The 17,160-nt window shown below is 59.8% G+C and carries 17 protein-coding genes; 4 read left to right on the top strand and 13 right to left on the bottom strand.

The genetic code is table 11. The features are described from left to right. Nucleotides 1-53: 53 nt before the first annotated feature. The gene (gene tal, locus AF71_RS21265) at nucleotides 54-1,019 is read right to left on the bottom strand and encodes a transaldolase (protein ID WP_018856492.1); all 966 of its coding nucleotides are present in this window, start codon (nucleotides 1,017-1,019) and stop codon (nucleotides 54-56) included. A 355-nt stretch (nucleotides 1,020-1,374) separates the two neighbouring features. Between tal and AF71_RS21260 the strand changes: the two genes are divergently transcribed. Next, nucleotides 1,375-2,358: a sugar-binding transcriptional regulator gene (locus AF71_RS21260; protein WP_018856491.1), complete on the top strand. Its 984-nt coding sequence runs from the start codon at nucleotides 1,375-1,377 to the stop codon at nucleotides 2,356-2,358. Nucleotides 2,359-2,378: 20 nt separating this feature from the next. Here the strand turns inward: AF71_RS21260 and AF71_RS21255 are convergent, their stop codons facing one another. The 3 genes from AF71_RS21255 to AF71_RS21245 form a co-directional block, all read right to left on the bottom strand. Further along, nucleotides 2,379-2,858, bottom strand: coding sequence for a hypothetical protein (locus AF71_RS21255; protein ID WP_018856490.1), 480 nt, complete (start codon nucleotides 2,856-2,858; stop codon nucleotides 2,379-2,381). A gap of 114 nt (nucleotides 2,859-2,972) precedes the next feature. Further along, nucleotides 2,973-3,845: a bifunctional helix-turn-helix domain-containing protein/methylated-DNA--[protein]-cysteine S-methyltransferase gene (locus AF71_RS21250; RefSeq protein ID WP_018856489.1), complete on the bottom strand. Its 873-nt coding sequence runs from the start codon at nucleotides 3,843-3,845 to the stop codon at nucleotides 2,973-2,975. 69 nt (nucleotides 3,846-3,914) lie between these two features. Then, the gene (locus AF71_RS21245; RefSeq protein WP_026371706.1) at nucleotides 3,915-4,412 is read right to left on the bottom strand and encodes a DUF2244 domain-containing protein; all 498 of its coding nucleotides are present in this window, start codon (nucleotides 4,410-4,412) and stop codon (nucleotides 3,915-3,917) included. Nucleotides 4,413-4,434: 22 nt separating this feature from the next. Between AF71_RS21245 and nth the strand changes: the two genes are divergently transcribed. Further along, entirely contained in the window at nucleotides 4,435-5,217 is a 783-nt protein-coding gene (gene nth, locus AF71_RS21240; protein WP_113471970.1) for an endonuclease III, read from the top strand. 34 nt (nucleotides 5,218-5,251) lie between these two features. Here nth and AF71_RS21235 read toward each other — a convergent pair whose 3' ends face one another. After that, complete coding sequence (locus AF71_RS21235) at nucleotides 5,252-5,965, bottom strand: sulfate transporter family protein (RefSeq protein WP_169682967.1); 714 nt, start codon at nucleotides 5,963-5,965, stop codon at nucleotides 5,252-5,254. Between the two features lie 231 nt (nucleotides 5,966-6,196). Between AF71_RS21235 and AF71_RS21230 the strand changes: the two genes are divergently transcribed. Further along, entirely contained in the window at nucleotides 6,197-7,051 is an 855-nt protein-coding gene (locus tag AF71_RS21230; RefSeq protein ID WP_025658852.1) for a MurR/RpiR family transcriptional regulator, read from the top strand. A gap of 20 nt (nucleotides 7,052-7,071) precedes the next feature. On the opposite strand, the gene AF71_RS21225 is transcribed toward AF71_RS21230, so the two are convergent. The 8 genes from AF71_RS21225 to AF71_RS21190 all read right to left on the bottom strand — a co-directional run bounded on the left by AF71_RS21225 (nucleotide 7,072) and on the right by AF71_RS21190 (nucleotide 16,282). Next, entirely contained in the window at nucleotides 7,072-8,655 is a 1,584-nt protein-coding gene (locus AF71_RS21225; protein ID WP_169682952.1) for an FGGY-family carbohydrate kinase, read from the bottom strand. Beyond that, nucleotides 8,655-9,344 carry an HAD family hydrolase gene (locus AF71_RS21220; RefSeq protein ID WP_018856483.1) on the bottom strand — a complete coding sequence of 230 codons (690 nt, stop codon included), beginning with the start codon at nucleotides 9,342-9,344 and terminating at the stop codon, nucleotides 8,655-8,657. The genes AF71_RS21225 and AF71_RS21220 overlap by 1 nt, the downstream gene beginning before the upstream one ends. Nucleotides 9,345-9,427: 83 nt before the next feature. Beyond that, complete coding sequence (locus tag AF71_RS21215; RefSeq protein WP_018856482.1) at nucleotides 9,428-10,909, bottom strand: mannitol dehydrogenase family protein; 1,482 nt, start codon at nucleotides 10,907-10,909, stop codon at nucleotides 9,428-9,430. Nucleotides 10,910-11,015: 106 nt separating this feature from the next. Beyond that, the gene (locus AF71_RS21210; RefSeq protein WP_018856481.1) at nucleotides 11,016-12,014 is read right to left on the bottom strand and encodes an ABC transporter ATP-binding protein; all 999 of its coding nucleotides are present in this window, start codon (nucleotides 12,012-12,014) and stop codon (nucleotides 11,016-11,018) included. Nucleotides 12,015-12,032: 18 nt separating this feature from the next. Beyond that, nucleotides 12,033-12,863 (bottom strand): carbohydrate ABC transporter permease, encoded by an 831-nt coding sequence (locus AF71_RS21205; protein WP_026371704.1) that lies wholly within the window; start codon nucleotides 12,861-12,863, stop codon nucleotides 12,033-12,035. 1 nt (nucleotide 12,864) lies between these two features. Then, nucleotides 12,865-13,737: a sugar ABC transporter permease gene (locus AF71_RS21200; RefSeq protein WP_169682950.1), complete on the bottom strand. Its 873-nt coding sequence runs from the start codon at nucleotides 13,735-13,737 to the stop codon at nucleotides 12,865-12,867. A 135-nt stretch (nucleotides 13,738-13,872) separates the two neighbouring features. Continuing rightward, complete coding sequence (locus tag AF71_RS21195; protein WP_026371702.1) at nucleotides 13,873-15,183, bottom strand: sugar ABC transporter substrate-binding protein; 1,311 nt, start codon at nucleotides 15,181-15,183, stop codon at nucleotides 13,873-13,875. Between the two features lie 145 nt (nucleotides 15,184-15,328). Further along, on the bottom strand, nucleotides 15,329-16,282 hold the full coding sequence (locus tag AF71_RS21190) for a sugar-binding transcriptional regulator (protein ID WP_025658845.1): 954 nt from the start codon (nucleotides 16,280-16,282) through the stop codon (nucleotides 15,329-15,331). A 222-nt stretch (nucleotides 16,283-16,504) separates the two neighbouring features. Between AF71_RS21190 and AF71_RS21185 the strand changes: the two genes are divergently transcribed. Further along, nucleotides 16,505-17,158 carry a response regulator gene (locus tag AF71_RS21185; RefSeq protein ID WP_025658844.1) on the top strand — a complete coding sequence of 218 codons (654 nt, stop codon included), beginning with the start codon at nucleotides 16,505-16,507 and terminating at the stop codon, nucleotides 17,156-17,158. The last annotated feature ends 2 nt before the right edge of the window (nucleotides 17,159-17,160 follow it).

Below are 17,160 nucleotides of genomic sequence, written 5' to 3'. Positions count from 1 at the left end.
AAAAGGGCGGCACCGAATGGCACCGCCCTTCTTGGTTGGAGCGCTCGTAAGCCTTAAGCAGCTGCGAGCTGCAGTTCTTTCTGAACGTTGCTGCGAAGCGTACCAAGGTCCTTGGCGAAGGCACGGATGCCTTCGGCGAGCTTTTCGGTCGCCATCGCGTCTTCGTTCATCATCCAGCGGAAGATCTTTTCGTCGACGGTGATCTTCGGGGCAGGCTTCGTCACATCAGGCGACAGCTTGCGCTCGAGCTTGCCCTGATCGTTGGAGAGTTCGTCGAGCAGGTTCGGCGCGATCGTCAGGCGATCGCAACCGGCCAAGGCTTCGATTTCGCCGGCGCTGCGGAACGAGGCACCCATGACGATCGTCTTGATGTCGTTGGCCTTATAGTAGTTGTAGATGTCGCGGACGGAGATGACGCCCGGATCTTCCTCAGGCGTGAATTCCTTGCCAGTCGACTTCTTGTACCAGTCGAGGATGCGGCCAACGAACGGCGAAATCAGGAACACCTTGGCGTCAGCGCAGGCAACCGCCTGGGCCTTGGAGAACAGAAGCGTCAGGTTGCAGTCGATGCCTTCCTTCTGCAGGATTTCGGCGGCGCGAATGCCCTCCCAGGTCGAAGCCAGCTTGATGAGGATGCGGTCACGCTCGATGCCGCGTTCCTTGTAGGCAGCGATGATCGAACGGGCCTTGGCAAGCGACGCTTCGGTATCGAAGGAAAGGTCCGCATCGACTTCGGTTGACACGCGGCCCGGAACGAGCTTCACGAGCGCAGCACCGACGGAGATCGCCAGGCGATCGGCAACGGCGGCGGAAACGGCCTCCGGATTGCCGCCCTGCTTCTTGCCCCAGGCAACAGCTTCCTTGACGGTATCTGCGAACATCGGCGTACCGAGTGCCTTCAGCACGATGCTTGGGTTCGTCGTGCAATCGACGGGCTTCAGACGGGCAACAGCCTCGATGTCACCGGTATCGGCAACGACCGTGGTAATCTCGCGGAGGTGGTCAAGCTTGGATGTCATGGTTACTGGTCCTTTTGACTTGAGCTGCGCGCCGATGCGAACTTCGCCCGGCAAATAATCTACGAATGGGCAGTCTGCGAGCCGCCTGTGTAAGCAGCGGTCGCGTCATCCCCGCGAAACGGCGTCACGCCTCGGCCGCCAAGTGCCGATGGGACGTCCCGCTTACCTGCACATTACCTCCTCGGTCGCACGGATGCGACTTCTTGGCGGCGACTATCACTATTCCCCGCCAGATATGTCAAGGACATTTGTGCATTTCAATTGACATAAGTGTCACACCCGTCATTATCGGCGGAACAACGAACCTGTCCTGGCTTGATGATAGATCTAGGGCGCAATTCGCTCCGGAGGAGATGTGGTCAAGCTCAAACGTGGCACGCATACGGCTTATTCCGAAGCATCCTCCCTTAGGTTGCGTGCGGCTTGGCTCTATTACAATCAGGGACTGACGCAGAAGGATGTCGCCGAACAGCTCGGCATCAGCCGCACGACCGTGATCCGCCTGCTCGACGAGGCGATGAAGCGCAGCGAAGTGCAGATTTGGATCAACGACTCGATCGGCGATTGCGTCGAACTTTCGGTAAAACTCGAGCGCGCCTATGGCCTCGACGAAGCGATCGTCGTGCCGGCGCCGGCGCAGCCTGACGCCAACTCGCTGGCAAAAAGCGTTGGCCTTGCGTTGGGACAGTTCCTCTCCGAGGCCATTCCAGACGACTACACAATCGGCGTCGGCTGGGGCCGAACCATGACGGCTTCGCTCTCAAGCTTCCGGCCGCCCCGCCGCGACAATTGCAAGGTCGTCTCCCTCCTCGGAGGCGTCGTCGCCGTCCACCAGACGAACCCGATCGACTACACCTGGCGCCTCGCGAGCCAGCTCGGCGCCGAATGCTATATGTTCCTTGCCCCGCTTCTGGTGGATTCTACGGAAACGAAGCGGAACCTCATCGAGAAATGTGGCCTGGACACGATCTATCGGCTGGCGGAAACGTTGGATCTCGCGATCGTCAGCTGTGGCGACATCGGCCCGCACTCTACCTCCCTGTCGGAAGGGTGGATCTCGAAGGCCGAGCTGCAGCAGCTGATCGACGCCGGCTGCGTCTGCGACACGATGTTCAACTTCCTCGACAAGGACGGCAACACGATCGATCACTCGATCAACAGCCGCGTCATGTCCGTGGATCTCGACACATTGAAGAGGGCCAAGCACATCGTGCTGTCATCCGGCGGCACGCATCGCGCGGTCGCAATCCGTGCCACCATCAAGCGGATCGGCTGTAACACGCTGATCACAGACGAGGGTGCCGCCAAGGCTCTGCTGGGCCTGGCAGAGGCGGCTTAGGGGCGTTTAGCCAGCATCCGCTATCGCAGCTGGCACAGATGCGACAGTTGCGATTGCGCCCAGTTGCGCCCGAAATCCTGGGTATCCGGCAGTGCCGATAAAAGACTTCCGATCTCGCCATCGATTTCTAGATGGGTGTCCGTGATCCTGCATGCACCCACATCAAGGGCGACGGTGGCAACAACCTTGCCTTCCACCGGCGCCATCTGGAAGAGCGAATTGTCGCCAGTTTCGCAGGTCAATAGCGCCGTCGCCCTGATGGATGCGAGACTGTCCCCCGTCGAACAGACATCTGCAGACACAACCTTGAAGCTGCTGGTTCGATTGGGTCCCACGGGAAGCTGTTCGCATAACTGCGCGGTCGATATCGCGCGCGCCACATCCGGCCATTCCGGGCTACTCATCGCCGATTTGCAGCCCGCCCAGGCCGGAACCAGCGACATCGCAAGCAGGCCAACGGCAATGCCGACGACCTTGCATGGCTTTTCTCCAGGGTTCATTTCCGCCTCCTCGAGTCCCAGCCATGGAATCAAGCAGGTGAATCCTGAGTTTTTGATGGCAGGACTCCCGAGGGAGGAAGCGTATCCACAGGTTGGATCGATGCGTCGCCGCGATCAGGCGTGCGCCGCCTCCCAGCCGAGCATGGCCCGCTTGCGCGTCAGGCCCCAATGGTACCCCGTCAACGCCCCGCTTTTGCCGAGCGCGCGATGGCAGGGAACCACGAAGGAAATCGGATTGGCGCCGACCGCCGCACCAACCGCGCGCATCGCTGTCGGTCGGCCGATGTCGTGGGCGATGTCGCTGTAGGTGACGGCCTTGCCGAAGGGGATCTTCAGCAGGCTTTCCCACACCTGCACCTGGAAATCGGTGCCGATCAGCACGACACGCAGCGGCTGGTCCGATGTCCAGCGGCCCGGCTCAAAGATCCGCGTTGCGTAAGGTGCCGTCGCTTCGATATCGTCGACATAGGTCGCATTCGGCCAGCGGCATGTCATATCATCGAGACACGCGGCCTCGTCACCGTAATTGCTGAAAGCAAGCCCCGCGAGGCCACGGTCCGTCGCCATCACAAGCGCAACCCCAAAGGGTGAAGGATGGAAGCCGTAGCGGATCGTCAACCCACCGCCTTTGGCCTTCCATTCGCCGGGCGACATCGCCTCATGCGTGACGAAGAGATCGTGCAGGCGGCTGGGGCCGGACAGCCCGACCTCGATCGAGGTCTCCAGAAGGGGCATAGCTTCCTCGCGTAGAAGCCGCTTCGCGTGGTCGAGCGTGACTGCCTGCAGGAAAGCCTTCGGAGACAGGCCGGCCCACCGCGTAAACGTCTTCTGCAACTGCGTCGGCGACTGATTGAGCCGCGCTGCGATCGTCTCCAACGACGGCTGATCGCGATAGTCCTCGGTGATGAGTTCGATCACCTGGCGCACGGTCTCGTAATCAGAGCCATCAGGCGTGATGTCTTTGTTCAGCTTGGCTACCATATTCATGATCTTTCTCCTTGTACCAAGGAGATAGTCAAGTGACCCCTCGCAAGCCACCCGATTCTTGCGTGCCGGTCAAATCCGTTGTTTGACGGTGGCAAGCGCCCCCTTGAAGGCCTTAGCGAAGCTCTCGCGATCATCGGGATTGAGGAAGGAGCCGATATCCGTGCCCCTTCCTTCGCCGGAAATATACATGGAAAGAATGCCTATCTCCTGATGTCTGCGAACGAAGAAGCGCGTCCAGAAGGGATTGAAGTGATGCTCGATCATCCGACCGGAGGGCGCGAACTTGCGGACGGAAATATCCGTACGCGACACGGTCACTTCCTCCCGCGCGCGGCCAGACCGATAGTTCAGCCAGAAGGCGCCGTAGAGGAGCAGAAAATCAAGCCCGAAGAAGAAGCCGATCGGCCAGGCGCCCGTCACGACGAAGAACATGCCATACAGGCAGCACACTGCGCCGGTCAAAAGCAGCAACACCTTGAAACCCTTGCGGCCAAGCGACCGGTAAGGAAAAAGCTCGGCGGCAAAAACAGGTTGTTCGTCGGCTTTATCGGCGTTGCTTTCCATCATGGCTGGCAAGTATAGGTTTTCCATGCCAACTCCGAAACTCAAATCCGCCGTCACATCGTCGCAGAACTCAAAAGTGATCGTTCGCCAGAAGAAGCCGGCAACGGTCCGTTCTGCCTATTCCGAAGCCGAGCGCGAGGAGATATTCCGTCGCTTCTCCATCCAGCGGCCGGAGCCGAAAGGCGAACTGGAACACACGAACCCGTTCACGCTCGTCGTCGCTGTAGCCCTCTCCGCCCAGGCGACGGATGCCGGCGTCAACAAGGCGACACGCGCACTCTTCAGGGTTGCCGACACGCCCGAAAAGATGCTGGCACTCGGCGAGGAGCGGGTGCGCGACTACATCAAGACGATCGGCCTCTACCGCAACAAGGCGAAGAACGTCATCGCTCTCTCACAGATGCTGGTCGAGAAATTCGGCGGCGCTGTGCCGCAAACGCGTGACGAGCTGGTGATGCTCCCCGGTGTCGGCCGCAAGACCGCCAATGTCGTGCTCTCCATGGCTTTCGATCAGGCGACGATGGCGGTGGACACACACATTTTCCGCATCGCCAACCGAATCAAGCTGGCGCCGGGAAAGACGCCCGACGAGGTCGAGGAGCGGCTGATGAAGGTGGTACCGAAGCACTATCTCTATCATGCCCACCACTGGCTGATCCTGCATGGCCGCTATACCTGCAAGGCACGCAAGCCGGAATGCGAGCGCTGCGTCATCGCCGATATCTGCAAGTCGCCGGAAAAGAGCTGCGACGTGCCGGCGCCGCTGGTCGAGCTACCGCGCCAAGTGGTTGGAGAGGCCGTCGAGTAAGTCTGCGGCAGATCGCGGCGCTACCGATTTGGCCCTACCCGCGAAAGCCCGCGTCCTCGCGCGAAACCAGCTTGTGCAGGTGCACCATCAATCCAGCGGCGAAAAGCGGCGTCAGCAGATTGACGATCGGGATGGCAAGGAAGCCCGCAATAACAAGCCCCGCAAGGAACACCGTCACCGCATGTTTGGCCCGAAACGATCGTGCCTCCTGCGGCGAACGAAACCGCATTGCAGCAAACTCGAAGAATTCGCGGCCGAGCAGGTAGCCGTTGACGAGGAAGAACGCGATTATGTTGACGCCCGGCACGAACAGCAGAAAAAGCGCCACGATGTTGCCGAGGATAACCACGCCAAGAAGCTTGATCGAGCTTGTGAGCGCCGGACCGAGCGGCATCGCCGTTCCAGACTGATCCGAGGGATAATCCCGTCTTTCAATCACCTCGGCCACATCGTCGAGAAACAGGCCGGCAACCAATGCCGTCACCGGTGACAGCAAAAGCGCCAGGCCAAGTGCAAGGCCGAGGCTGGCTGCGATCGCAAACACGAAGCCGAGCCACCCTGCCCAGTCCGGCATGGCGGGAAAGAAACTGGCAATCCACGGGAAGACGTACGATATGAACGCACTGCGCAGCGCCAGCCAAAGCCCGACGAGCAACAGGAGGGTCAATCCCAGGACCTTCCAGAACACTGACCGCGTCTCTGGCGCGAAAAGATTGATGAGAGATAGGCGGGCCGCCTGAAAGATCATTCCGAGGTCTCCGGTTGCAACAACCATGTAGGAATCCGAACTTTGAACGGCAAGGCTGAAACAAACTCGGATGACTAGCCCAAAACTTGTCGGAAAATCTATGTTACTATATAGTAATTTATCAACTATGATTGCTTGATCCTGAAACGCAGCTTCCGGAATAGTTGCAAACGACAAGCGTTGGCCATGCGTATCCGAGAAATGCTTTCGGGAAGATCGGGACGGGCCAACGTGGAAGATTTTGTTCAGAAGCTCCGCCAGTATGCCAAGTCCGGCACGCCGGCCGAACGACGAATCGCGAAATATTTCTCCGAGCATCTGAACGACCTGCCGTTCGAAACAGCCGCGTCGGTTGCCGATCGGCTGGATCTGAGCCCCATGACGGTGGGCCGCTTTCTACGCGCGCTCGGCTATCAGGGGCTCGACAGCGTCAAGGTCCATATCCGCGAAACAACCACCATTTCGCCAATGCAGATGCAGGCATCGCTCACCCAGCTGCAGGCCGACGCTTCTGCCGGCAAGCCGCTCGCGGTACTGGTCTCCGAGCAGATCCAGGCGCTGCACCATATCTACCATTTGACGGGCCAGCCCCTCTGGAATGAAGCCGTGTCGATGATATCATCCGCTCATGAGGTTCTTGTCGCCTCGCATGCTCATCTTTCCGGCTTCGCGTCCCACTTTGCTCAGCGATTGACCCATGCGCGCGACGGCGTCCACGCGCTTGATGGAACGGGCAGCCGCTTCGCCGAACTCTTCGCACGGCTCGATGGCAATGACGCCTTGCTGATCGTGATCGACAGCCGGCGCTTTGGCAAAGCCCGGCTGCTGGCCCGGACGGCACGGCGCTATGGATACAAGGTTATCTTGATTACAGCACAAGGCACCAACTGGATTCCGGATCAGGCCAATATCGTACTCGCCCTTCCGCCTGCCCGATCCGATGACGAAGACAACCTGCCGCCGCTGATGGTCCTCCTCGACTGTCTGTCGGAAGACGTTGTCACTGCGGCCGGCGAAGAAGCAGGCGCCCGCACCCGTCGCATGGCTGAATTCGGCAGCATGCTTGGAGACGGCGGAAACCGGTAGAGTCTTCCAGGATTAGGCGCCTACTCCATCGCTTCCAGTTCCGCGCGGTGGCGATACATGGCAAGCAGCCGGCGATAATCCCGGTCATAAAATGCCTGCTTGGCTGTATCCGGCAATCGCTCTTCGCCACCGGAGTACATGGCCGCCCCTGCTTCTGCGAGATCTCGATAGAGACCGCACGCCACGGAAGCGGCCATCGCCGTACCGAGGAGCACCGCCTCGTTCATCTTCGGCACAACGACCCTGCAGCCGGTTGCATCGGAATAGAGCTCAATCAGCACCGGATTTTTCACATGGCCGCCTGCGACATGCAGGGTGTCAGGCACATAGCCATATTCCTTCATCCGCTCGAGGATGTGACGGATCCCGAGCGCGATCGCGACTGCTGCGCGCCAATAGAGCGCGCAGAGTCCGTCGAACGACGTGTCGAGCGTCAGGCCGCTGATGCTGCCGACGGCATGCGGATCGGCGAGTGGCGAGCGGTTGCCGTGAAAATCCGGCAGTATAAAGATGCGGGCACCGAACTCGTCGCCCTCCTCGGCGCGAAGCTGCGCAATACGCTCGACGATCTTCTGATGCAGCGTAGCCGTTGGCTCGCCACCGGCTGCGTGCATCCGCACGATATGATCGAGCAGCGCGCCCGTTGCCGATTGCCCCGCCTCGACAAGCCAGGATTCAGGAAAGACGGCTTCGTAATACGGCCCCCACATGCCGTGGCTCGGTTTGCGCTCGCGCGAGAACGAAACGATGCAGCTCGAGGTGCCGGCGATCAGCGCCAATTGGCGTTCCAGCCTGCGAGCATCCTGCGCCTCGCCGCCAAGCGCACCCAGCGCCCCGGCATAGGCGTCGATCATGCCTGAGGAAACATGGCACGCCGTCGTCAGCCCGAGCGCCGAGGCGGCCTCTTGCGTCAGCGTCCCGACACTCTTGCCGACCGGCACCGTTTCCTCCGGCAGCCGTCCGCGATCCAGTAGGTCATCGAGCCCAATCCGCTCGAGAAAATCCTTCCGCCACCCTTTGTCGAGATGTGCGAGATAATTCCACTTGGCCGTCAGCGTGCAGCGCGAGCGGGCGAGCGCGCCAGTTGCTTTCCAGGTCATGAAATCGGCGAGGTCGAACAGATAGCCGGTGTTCATCCAGGTGCCGGGCAGCTTCTTCTTCAGCCACATCAGCTTCGGCATTTCCATTTCCGGCGACATGAAGTGCCCGGAGTGCTCCAGCACGGGATGTTCCGTCGCCGTGCAGAAATCGGCTTCCTTCAGCGCCCGGTGATCGAGCCAGACGATCGTATCGAAACGGCGCTCTCCGCCTGTGGAAACACTGATCTGGTTGCCGTCGACATCGCGCACGACGAGCGAACAGGTAGCATCGAAACCGATCGCGCCCACCGATGCTGGCGCCGCGCCTGATTGCTCCATCGCCTTGCGAACGGCAATGCAGACCGCCGACCAGATGTCTTCGGAGTCATGCTCGGCGTGGTTTTCACGCGGCCTGTTCATGATGATCGGGTGTTCGGCCTTGCCCAGCAATGCGCCGCGAGCGTCGAAGACGCCGGCGCGCGCACTGCCCGTGCCGATATCAACCGCAACCACATGCTGAGGCATTAAAGGTGCATCCCGTCCTGCTTATGTTTGCGGACAAGGTGTATTAAATCCGGCATGGCGTCAAACACGGCTTCGGGAGAAAGTCGGTCAAGTTCAGCGCGATAGCCGGAAAAATTGGCGTGTGATCCGCCCGTGAAGGCAAACACCCTCATGCCCGCTGCCTTCGCCGCCTCGATCCCGGCGGGGCTGTCCTCCACGACCACGCAATTGGCGGGCTCTACGTTCATTTCGTGCGCCGCATGCAGGAAGAGATCGGGCGCGGGCTTGCCATGCTTGACCATGGTTGCGCTGAAGATATCAGGCAGCCGGTCGATCAGGCCGGTGACCGTCAGCGACAGGCGGATACGCTCGACTTGGCTGGAAGAGGCGACGCAACAGGGAATGCCGAGGGTGTCGATCGTCTCGGCGATCCCGGCCATCGGCTTCAGCTCCCTGCGAAACCGGGCGTAGAGATCGGTGCGGATTTGCTCAAGAAATTCCTGACCCGGGTGGACGTTGTATTCGGTCTTCATCGTCTCGATGACAGTCGCGAGACTTCGCCCGAGGAAACGGCCATAGACCTCTTCCTCGGTAATCGGGACATCGAGATCGTTCATCGCCTTCACGAGAACGCTCACCGATATCGGTTCGCTATCGACGAGCACGCCGTCGCAATCAAAGATGACGAGCCGTGTTTCAGCCTCAGCCATGGCAGACCCAATCGCAGTTGGTGCAGGAAGATGCATCCGCCGGATAAGGCGGAAGCCGGCGGCAGGAATGCCGCCAGTGATCCTTACACAGCAAGCTTGTTATCAAGATAAAGCTGCAGGGTTTCACGCGTGCCCTTTTCCCACAGGGTTTTCAATGCGTGGGCAAAGCGCTTTCGGAACAGCTCGGATTTTGACACCTCGCCAAAGGTGTCGTCGAAAACGAGGAACGCCATCGGATTGTCCTTGGCCTTCAGTGCGGCCGCATGCAGCCGATCGGCGCTGGCGTCGTTGAAGACGATGTCCTTGCCGCTGTCCGTCTTGCCGGCAAAATAGCGGCACCACAGAGCAGAAACCAGCGCGAGCCCGACCACGTCCCGCCCCTGGTTCAGATTGTCGAGCGTAGAGGGCAGGATGAATTTCGGCTGTCGGTTCGATCCGTCCTGTGCCAGGCGCGGGATGGTGTCGGCAATCTTCGGATTGAGAAGCCGATGCTCGATCAGCGCGAAATAGTCCGTCAGCGAGGTATCCGGGACCGGCGGAACGATCGGGATGATCTCATCCTTCTCAAGTTTGGCGAGGAAGGCACGGATCAACGGATCCTCCATCGAGTCGTGCACGAAATGGATATCCATCAGCGCTGCCGGATAGGCGATCGCCGCATGTCCCCCGTTCAGAATGCGGATCTTCATGTGCTCGTAGGGCGTTACATCGGGCACGAAGGTGACGCCGACCTTCTCAAGCGCCGGCCGCCCCGCCGTAAACTTGTCTTCCAGCACCCACTGCTTGAACTCTTCGCAATAGACGGGCCAGTTGTCCTCGATGCCGAAGGCGTCCTTCAACAAGTCGATTTCGCGCTGACCCGTTGCCGGCGTGATGCGGTCCACCATGGCATTCGGGAAGGCGACGTTCGCCTTGATCCAGTCGGCAAAGGCAGGATCGGAGAGACGCGCCGTGCCAACGACGGCATTCGACGTGACGACGCCGTTGTGGGGAATGTTGTCGCAGGACATGACGGTGAAAGGCACGATGCCCTTCTCCTTGCGCGCCTTGAGACCGGCGACGACAAGGCCAAAGACGGTCTTCGGCTCGGCAGGATTCTGGCCGTCCGCAGCGATCGCCGGATGACCGGGATTGAATTTGCCCGAGGCGTCGATGAAGTAGCCGCCCTCGGTAATCGTCATCGAAACGATGCGGATCGCTGGATCCGCAAGCTTGGCGATAATCGCCTTGGCGTCACCGACCGGCAGGATGTCGATCATCGGCGCCGTAACGCGCGCAGCAGTCTTGTTGTTGTCCTGCTCGACGACCGTCGTCAGGAAATCCTGGGCGGCGAGCTTCTCGCGCATTGCGGCGTCGGAAGGGAGAATACCCGCGCCGATGATCGCCCAGTCATGATCCTGACCCAGATTGAACAGGTCGTCCAGATAGATCGCCTGGTGGGCGCGGTGGAAATTGCCCACGCCGAAGTGCACGATGCCCGCCTTCAACGACGCCCGCTCGTAGGTCGGTACGGCGGCCGTTTTTGCCACCTCGGAAAGCGTTGCCAGCGATAGTTTGCACGTCATGTTTCAGTCCTCTTGAAGGTCTTCGGGATCGGCTAAGATCCCGGCATCGGTACGCCGGGCGCTTTGTCCGGCGTGCGCTCTTGTCCCCAACCCGGCAGCAATGCTCTCAGATGGTGAGACCACCCTCGTTGAATTTGTGGATCCGCGTCTTGTCGGGAGTCAGATAGACGACATCGCCGGCCTTTGCCGGGAAATCGCCGCCGCCACGCGCGGTGACATGACCAATACCCTCGACATCCACGTGCAGGAAGGTGTCCGCGCCGAGATGTTCGGCGACCATGACCTTGCCCTTCCAGTCGCCGCTTTCGGTCGACAACAGCACATGTTCCGGCCGCACGCCGATCGTGTGCGCTCCGAATTGCGCGGCATACTGGCTTTTGACGAAGTTCATCTTCGGCGAGCCGATAAAGCCCGCGACGAAAAGGTTTCGCGGCTTGTGGTAGAGTTCAAGCGGTGAGCCGACCTGTTCGATATTTCCACGGTTCAGCACGACGATCTTGTCGGCCATGGTCATGGCTTCCACCTGGTCGTGGGTGACGTAGATCATCGTGGTCTTCAGCTGCTGATGAAGTTCGCTGATCTCCAGGCGCATGTTGACGCGAAGGGCGGCATCCAGGTTCGAAAGCGGTTCGTCGAACAGAAACGCCGATGGCTGGCGTACAATCGCGCGGCCGATGGCGACGCGCTGGCGCTGGCCGCCCGAGAGCTGGCGCGGCTTGCGCTCAAGATAGTCGGTGAGGTTGAGGACGCGTGCGGCGTCTGCGACCTTTCTGTCAATCTCGGCCTTGTCGACGTTGGCCATCTTCAGCGGAAAGGCGATGTTGTTGCGCACGCTCATGTGCGGATAGAGCGCATAGGACTGAAACACCATCGCAAGGCCGCGCTCTGACGGGGCTTTCTCGGTTGCATCCTTTCCGTCGATCACGATCTTGCCATCCGACACGTCCTCGAGGCCCGCAATCAGCCTGAGCAGAGTGGACTTGCCACAGCCCGAAGGCCCGACGAAGACGACGAACTCGCCGTCCTTGATGTCGAGGTCGATGGACGGGATGACCTTGGCTTCGCCGAAGACCTTCGAGACTTTTTGAAGGGTAATGCTGCCCATGTTTCTCTCCGTAGTGTCTTATTTCACCGCGCCGAAGGTCAGGCCGCGGACGAGTTGTTTCTGCGAGAACCAGCCGAGGATCAGGATCGGGGCGATCGCCATGGTCGATGCTGCCGAAAGCTTGGCATAAAACAGGCCTTCGGGGCTGGAATAGGAAGCGATGAACGCCGTCAGTGGCGCTGCTTTCGAGGCAGTGAGGTTCAGAGTCCAGAAGGCTTCGTTCCAGGCAAGGATGATGTTGAGAAGCAGCGTCGATGCAATGCCCGGCACCGCCATCGGCGTAAGCACGTAGATGATCTCCTTGAAGAGCGAAGCACCATCCATGCGGGCCGCCTCAAGTATCTCGCCGGGGATTTCCTTGAAGTAGGTGTAGAGCATCCACACTATGATCGGCAGGTTGATCAAAGTGAGAATGATCACCAGACCGCTGCGGCTGTCGAGCAAGCCAAAATTTCTGAACATCAGGTAGATCGGGATGAGCGCCCCGACCGGCGGCATCATCTTCGTCGACAGCATCCACATCAAGACGTCCTTCGTCCGCTTGGTCGGCGAAAACGCCATCGCCCAGGCGGCCGGGATCGCGATGATCAGTCCGATCAGCGTCGAACCGAAGGAAATGATCACCGAGTTCATGAAGTGACTGAGGTAGTTCGAGCGGCTCTGCACTTCCGCGTAGCTCTCGGTCGTCCAGTGGAAGAACAGGAACTGCGGCGGCGAGGCGATGGCATCCGCTTCCGTCTTGAAGCTCGTCAGGAACGTCCAGAGGATCGGGAAGAAGATCAGGATGCCGAGCGCCCAGGCGACCGCCGTCATGACCATTTTGCGTCGAGTTGAGACCTTTCTAGCCATCTTAAGCCTCCAGATTCTTGCCAACAAGGCGCACGAGGAAGATCGCAACGATATTGGCAAGGATAACCGCGACGATACCACCCGCCGAGGCGCCGCCGATATCGAATTGCAGCAATGCCTGCGAATAGACGAGGAAGGTAAGGTTGGTGCTTTGCGTGCCAGGCCCGCCGTTCGTCGTCACCAGGATTTCGGCAAAGACGGAGAGCAGGAAGATCGTCTGGATCAGAATCACAACCGTGATGGCGCGGGCCATGTGCGGCAGGATGATGTAGAAGAATTTCGAGATCGCGCCGGCGCCGTCCATTTCGGCAGCTTCCTGCTGTTCTTCGTCCAGTGACTGAAGGGCGGTGAGCATGATCAGCGTCGCGAAAGGCAGCCACTGCCACGCGACGATCAGAATGATCGAGAAGAGCGGCGCGTTGGCAAGCCAGTCAAAGGGTTGCAATCCAAGCGCCTTGGCGAGATGTGCGAAGAGCCCGTTGACCGGGTTCATGAACATGTTCTTCCACACCAGAGCCGCAACCGTCGGCATCACGAAGAAGGGTGCGATCACCAGGATGCGAACGATCCCCTGCCCGTAGATATCCTGGTTCAGGAGCAGCGCAAACGCGATGCCGCCCACGACAGTGATCAGGAGCACGCCGAGCACCAGCAGCAACGTGTTGAGCAAGGCGGCGATAAAGGCCGGGTCGGTCAGAAAATATTTGTAGTTCAGGAAGCCGACGAAGGTTTCCATGCCCGGGCTGAGCAGATTGTAATTCAGCAATGAGAAATAGATCGTCATCACGAGCGGGACGATCATCCACAGGAAGAGAAGCACAACGGACGGTGCGATCATCATTCGCGCTGCGGAGCGGGTGTGTAACGTTGCCATGGCGATGACCGATCCTCTTCAAAAGGGCAGACGGCTGCAGGGCAGCTAAGAAAAAAGGGGCGCCGACGCAATTTGGGCATTCGGCGACCCAGATGGGCGGGGTCTCAACTCCCCCGCCTTCTCAGGAGGTTTTACCTATTTGATATAACCAGCCTTGGTCATTTCGCGGGTCGTCAGCTGCTGCGCACTCTGCAGTGCCTGGTCGACAGAAACCTGTCCTGCAAGAGCTGCGGAGAACTGCTGTCCGACGGCCGTGCCGATGCCCTGGAATTCAGGAATGGCGACAAACTGGACGCCGACATAAGGGACCGGCTTGACGGTCGGCTTTGTCGGGTCAGCCGCGTTGATGCTGTCGAGCGTCATCTTCGCGAAAGGCGCCGCCTTCTGGTAATCCGCGTTCGCATAGAGCGAGGAGCGGGTACCGGGAGGTGCATTCAGCCAGCCTTCCTTCTCGGCGACCAGGTTGGTGTAATCCTTGCTGGTTGCCCAGGCGACGAACTTCTCGGCCGCTTCGACCTTCTGCGAGCCTGCCGGGATGGCGAGGTTCCAGGCCCAGAGCCAGTTGCCGCGCTTGCCAAGGCCCTTGTCCGGAGCCAGAGCGAAGCCGACCTTGTCAGCCACGGTCGATTCCTTCGGGTTGCTGACGAAGGACGCAGCAACGGTCGCGTCGATCCACATGCCGCACTTGCCGGTCTGGAACAGCGCCAGGTTTTCGTTGAAGCCGTTCGACGAAGCACCGGGAGGTCCGGCGTCCTTCATCAGGTTGACGTAGAAGTTCAGCGTGTCCTTCCACTCCGGCTGATCGAACTGCGGCTTCCACTGCTCGTCGAACCAGCGGGCGCCGAAGGAGTTCGACATAGCCGTCAGGAAGGCCATGTTTTCGCCCCAGCCAGCCTTGCCGCGCAGGCAGATGCCGTAGATTTCCTTGTCCTTGTTGGTGATCTTCTTCGCGGCATCCGCGATGAAATCCCAGGTCGGCGCGTCAGGCATCTTCAGGCCGGCGGCGTCGAACAGGTCCTTGCGGTACATGACCATCGAGCTTTCGCCGTAGAACGGCGCTGCGTAGAGCTTGCCGTCGGTGGTCAGGCCGCTGCGGATTGCCGGCAGCAGGTCGTCGGTATCGTAGTTGGCGCCGAGATTGTCGAGTGGCAGCAGCCAACCCTGCTTTGCCCAGATCGGAACTTCATAGGTACCGATCGTCAGAACGTCGTACTGACCGCCCTTGGTTGCGATGTCGGTCGTAACCTTTTGGCGCAGGACGTTTTCTTCGAGCGTTACCCACTCGAGTTCAATACCGGGGTTCTTTGCTTTGAAGTCATCCGTCAGCTTCTGCATCCGGATCATGTCGCCGTTGTTCACGGTCGCGATGGTCAACGTTTCGGCCGAAGCCATGCCGGCAAACGCCAGTGCTGAGCAGGCGCCCAGCAGGAGAGTTCTCAATGTCATATCTTCCTCCCAGAAGATGAGTGCGAGCATTCGCTTTGCTCATGAGCAATTACTCACCCGCAGGCAAAGAATGTCAATCACCATTCGTTGCTGCATCAGCGAACAATGGTGTTATCTAGCTGATTTTAAAGAAATAAATATTTGCTCATGCCTTGAGCAAATACTCGGCAGTATCCTCATCGGTGATCAGCGCGTTGATCTGATGGCCTATTACAGCAGCCTTGATCGCCTTGAACTTGCGCTTTCCCTTGCCGATTCCGATGACCGTCGACGACTCGCGTGAGGGAATCGAGGCCGAGGCTACCCGCTCGTTGATCGGGTTGTCGAGAAGCTTGCCCTCGCTGTCGAACACCCAGCCGCAGATCTCGCCGACGGCACCGTTGCGCATCAGCTCCATCATCTCGTCTTTCTCGAGAAATCCGTCGACGCAAAGCGGGCCGTCGATGCCGAGCTCGCCGATGCCGACGAACGTCACGTCCGCCTGCGCGCTGATCTCGAGTGTCGAGCGAACGAGCTGCTGGCCATGCAGGGTTTCCCGTTCCGCCGCCGACGTCACGAGAACCGGCAGCGGCATCGGGAAATGCCGCGCCTTCACCGCGTCGGCCATGCTGAAGATGACGTTGTAGTAGGCCGCCGAACCATCGGGCGCGATGTTGCCGGTCAGCGATACGATGCGATGGTTGGGACATTCGATGGCGGGCAGTTGATCGACCGCCGCCTTCAACGTTCTCCCTGTGCCGACCGCCAGCACGATCGGATCCGGCCGCTTCAGCCAGCGCTCGATCTCCGCTGCGGCGGCCTCCGCGATGCCGACCGTCGCCGAACTGGAACCGGGATCGCTCGGGACGACCTCGACATGCTTCAGGTTGAACTTCTTGCGCACCGCATTGGCGAGTTCGAGGCAGGCAGCGATCGGATGGTCAAGCCGCACCTTGATCAGCCGTTCGGCGACCGCGAGCGACACCAGCCGTTGGGCCGACTGCCGGGAAATCCCCATGGAGGAAGCAATCTCATCCTGCGTTCGCCCCGCCACGTAGTAGAGCCATCCCGCACGCGCCGCATCATCCAGCCGTCCCGAAGTCTCGGATTTTCGTACCATCAAGTCTCTACCATGCTGAAAGGGGCGGCCACCGCCGACGGGAAGATGTACATCGCGCCAAATCAAACCAGAATTCGGGCAAATGTCGAGTGCATTGAGAAATTGCACAGCCTATTTTGGCTTGGAGCTGGAGCCGGGTGCCATCTGCTTGTCATCTTTGTCGATCAAGCCTTGCTTGACCGAAGGTTGAACTGCGAGCTAACTGGCACCGAGGAAAAAACTGTGCGAATTCTGCTGGTTGAAGATGACAGGATGATTGGTGGAGCAGTGCGGGATCACGTCGCCGCTGCCAATCATGCCGTTGACTGGGTGCAAAATCTCGCCGATGCCGACGCCGCCGCTCGACCTGTCGATTACGGGCTGATCCTTCTCGATCTTCAGCTCCCGGATGGCAGCGGCGTCGAGTTTCTGCGCCGTCTTCGCGAAAGGGGCCTGAAAACGCCCGTCATCATATTAACCGCGCGCGATCAGATCTCGGATCGTATCGACGGACTGAACGCCGGCGCCGATGACTATCTCGTGAAGCCCTTCAATCTGGACGAGCTGGAAGCGCGCATCATGGCCGTCGCGCGCCGCTACGACGCCAATCCGCATCCGGTGATCCGCATTTCCGATATCGAGATCAACCGGCCACTGCATCAGCTCTCCGTGGCCGGCGAGCCGATCATCCTGACGAGCCGCGAGTGGGCGGTGCTCGACCTCCTGACGGCGCGCCCGGGCGCGATCGTTCCAAAGGACCGGATCGAGGAAGCGCTCTATGCATTCGGCTCCGAAATCGAAAGCAATACGGTCGAGGTATATGTGAGCCGCCTGCGCAAGAAAATCGGCAAGGACCGTATCCGCACGGCACGCGGCATCGGCTACACACTCGGATGAAA

Source organism: Rhizobium sp. 57MFTsu3.2 (assembly GCF_012932765.1).
In the GTDB taxonomy this organism is placed as follows: Bacteria; Pseudomonadota; Alphaproteobacteria; order Rhizobiales; family Rhizobiaceae; genus Rhizobium; species Rhizobium altiplani.
This window is presented reverse-complemented; position numbering and strand designations above follow the sequence as displayed.